The organism is Micrococcus sp. HMSC31B01 (genome assembly GCF_001816085.1).
Taxonomy (GTDB): domain Bacteria; phylum Actinomycetota; class Actinomycetes; order Actinomycetales; family Micrococcaceae; genus Micrococcus; species Micrococcus luteus.
Map to the genome: position 1 here is coordinate 1 of NZ_KV825389.1, position 3083 is coordinate 3083.

2 protein-coding genes and 1 pseudogene are annotated in these 3083 nt (G+C 72.2%); all 3 read left to right on the top strand.

Going from position 1 to position 3083, the window contains the following annotated elements; genetic code table 11:
- A pseudogene (locus HMPREF3105_RS12755) lies at window positions 1-180 on the top strand (hypothetical protein); the annotation flags it as partial.
- Between the two features lie 47 nt (window positions 181-227).
- Complete coding sequence (locus HMPREF3105_RS11210) at window positions 228-710, top strand: SRPBCC family protein (protein WP_049146638.1); 483 nt, start codon at window positions 228-230, stop codon at window positions 708-710.
- A gap of 149 nt (window positions 711-859) precedes the next feature.
- Entirely contained in the window at window positions 860-2923 is a 2064-nt protein-coding gene (locus HMPREF3105_RS11215; RefSeq protein ID WP_070709650.1) for a M13 family metallopeptidase, read from the top strand.
- Window positions 2924-3083 lie beyond the last annotated feature (160 nt).

Consider the following 3083-nt stretch of genomic DNA (forward strand, 5'->3'; position numbering starts at 1 on the left):
ACGGGTAGTCCGTGTAGCCGTGCGCCCCGCGATCCGGCCGAGCCGCCGATCGAGGTCGTGACGGGCCCGCGCGTCGGCGTCTCGGGGGAGGGTGGCTCCGTGCGCTTCCCGTGGCGGTTCAGCGTGGCCGGCCACCGCAGCGTGTCCGCGTTCCGGCGTGGCCGCAACGTGCCGGACTGAGCCTCAGACCTTGTCGCCCGCCCCGGCCCCGTGCCTAGGTTGATCTCATGACCGAGATGAACAAGACCGCCCACGGCGAGACCCAGCAGACCGTCACCCGGACCATCGACGCGTCCGCCAAGGACGTGTTCGACTTCCTGACCCTGCCCGCGAACCACGCGAAGTTCGACGGCTCGGGCATGGTGCAGTCGGACGACAAGACCCAGCGCATCCAGAAGGTCGGCGACGTGTTCACCATGAACATGCACGCGGAGCACATGGGGGGCGACTACCAGACCGACAACCACGTGGTCGCCTACGACCCGAACAAGCTGGTCGGCTGGAAGACCGCCCCCGCCGGCACCGAGCCCAAGGGCTGGCAGTGGGTCTACCGGCTCGAGGACAACGGCTCCGGCAGCACGGACGTGTCCCTCACCTACGACTGGACCGCCGTGACCGACCCGGAGCTGCTGGAGAAGAACCTCTTCCCGATGGTCTCCGAGGAGCAGATGGAGGAGTCGCTCGCGAAGCTGGCCGCCGAGGTCGGCTGACCCCCGCTTCCCGACGGCGGCCCCGTGCCGGCCGTCCCCACGACGACGGGCACGCACCCGACCAGGGTGCGTGTCCGTCGTCGTGTCCGGTGTCACGGCTAGAGTGCCGTGCGAGACCGTCCCACCCCCCACGTCCAGGAGGATCCGCCGTGACCGCCACCGCCGAGCCCCGCGTCCCGTCGCCGCGCGAGGACCTGTACCGCCACGTCAACGCCGGGTGGCTGGACACCCATGAGATCCCCGCGGACCAGGGTGCCTACGGCGCGTTCCTCGAGCTGCGGGACGCGGCCGAGCTCGCCGTCCGGCACCTGTGCGAGGACGCCGTGCGCGAGGTCGGCACGGGCTTCGACCCCGCCCAGGCGCGCGTGCAGGCCACGGCCGCGGCCGGCGCGCACCGGGACGCCCCGCTCGCGCCGCTGGATGCGGAGGACACGGAGGGCATGGAGCATCCGGAGCTCAAGCGCCGGATCGCCGCGCTGTACGCCTCCTTCATGGACGACGAGACCGTGGAGGCCCGCGGCCTCGAGCCGATCGCCTCGGACCTGGCGGCGGTGGCCACCGTGACCACCCCCGCGGAGCTGCTCACCCTCTCCGGGCGACTGCAGCGTCAGGGAGTCTCCGGCCTCATCAACACCGGCGCCCTCAACGACGCCGGGAACCCGGACCGCATGCTCCTGCACCTGCTCCAGGGCGGCCTGGGCCTGCCGGACGAGTCCTACTACCGGGACGAGGCCTACGCCGAGATCCTCGAGCAGTACACCGAGCACACCGGCCGCCTGCTGACGCTGGCCGGGATCGGTGCGGACCGGGACGAGGCCGCCGCGCTGGGCGTCCGGGTGGTGGAGCTGGAGAAGCGCATCGCCGCCCTGCACTGGGACCTGGTCCGCAGCCGGGACGCCGTGGCCCGCTACAACCCCATGACCCACGACCGGCTGACGGAGCTCTTCCCCCTGGCCGACGCGTGGCTCGAGGGCGTGGACGCCGCAGGCGAGCGCGCCGCGGAGGTCGTGGTGTGGCAGCCGGACTTCCTCTCCGGTGTGCAGGGGCTGCTCGAGGGACCCGAGGCCGCCGACCTCGAGGACTGGCGTCACTGGCTGATCCTGCAGGTGCTGCGCTCCTTCGCCGGGTTCCTGCCGGACGCGTTCGTGCAGGAGAACTTCTCCTTCTACGGCCGCCGCCTGGCCGGCACCGAGGAGGTCCGCCCCCGCTGGAAGCGCGCGGTCGCGTTCGTCAACGGGGCGGCCGGCGAGGACGTGGCGCAGCTCTATGTGGCCCGCCATTTCCCGCAGGGCCACGTGGCCGCGATGGACGAGCTCGTGGGCCTGCTCCAGGAGGCCTATCGCCGGTCCATCGAGGAGCTCGAGTGGATGGGTGAGGAGACCCGTCAGCGGGCGCTCGAGAAGCTGGCGATGTTCCGCCCCATGGTGGGCTACCCCTCGAAGTGGCTGGACTACTCCGCCCTCGAGGTCCACGCCGGCGACCTGCTGGGCAACGCCCGCTCCTCCTCGGAGCTCGAGTGGGAGCGGGACCTGCGCAAGATCGCGGACGGGCCGGACCCGGAGGAGTGGCACATGACGCCGCAGACGGTGAACGCGTACTACTCCCCGCTCGAGAACGCCATCGTCTTCCCGGCCGCCATCCTGCAGCCCCCGTTCTTCGACCCCGAGGCCTCGATGGCCGCGAACCTGGGGGCGATCGGCGCCGTGATCGGCCACGAGATCGGCCACGGCTTCGACGACCAGGGTTCGCGGTACGACGGCGCCGGCCGGCTCGAGGACTGGTGGACCGAGGAGGACCGTGCGGCGTTCGCCGAGCGCACCTCCCGGCTGGTGGCCCAGTACAACGCGCTCTCCCCGGCCGAGGCCCCGGACCACCGCGTCAACGGCGAGTTCACCCTGGGGGAGAACATCGGCGACCTCGGCGGCCTGGGCATCGCCCACCGCGCCTTGGAGATCTGGCGGGACGAGGGCGACGGCGCCTCCCTCGACGCCGCGGCGGGGGACCGCGAGTTCTTCACCGCCTGGGCCACCGTGTGGCGTCAGCTCACGCGACCGGAGGCCATGGTCACCCGCATCGCCTCGGACCCGCACTCGCCCAACGAGTTCCGCTGCAACCAGGTGGTCAAGAACATCGACGCCTTCCACGAGGCGTTCGGCACGCGCGAGGGGGATCCCATGTGGCTGGCCCCGGAGGAGCGCGTCACCATCTGGTGATCCCGCCCGCCGGCCGGGCCCGCGGGTCCGGCCGGCGGCTCACTCGGACTCGGCGGGGTCCTGCATCCGGGTCTGACGCTCGGCGGCCAGCCGGTCCAACAGGCGCGTCAGCGTCCGGATGTCCTCGCGGTCCCAGCGCGCCAGGTCGTCGCGCAGCCCG

Bases quoted from the DNA above. Each gene is read 5' to 3' on its own strand.
- HMPREF3105_RS11210 (WP_049146638.1), top strand. From the start codon at position 228: ATGACCGAGATGAACAAGACCGCCCACGGCGAGACCCAGCAGACCGTC.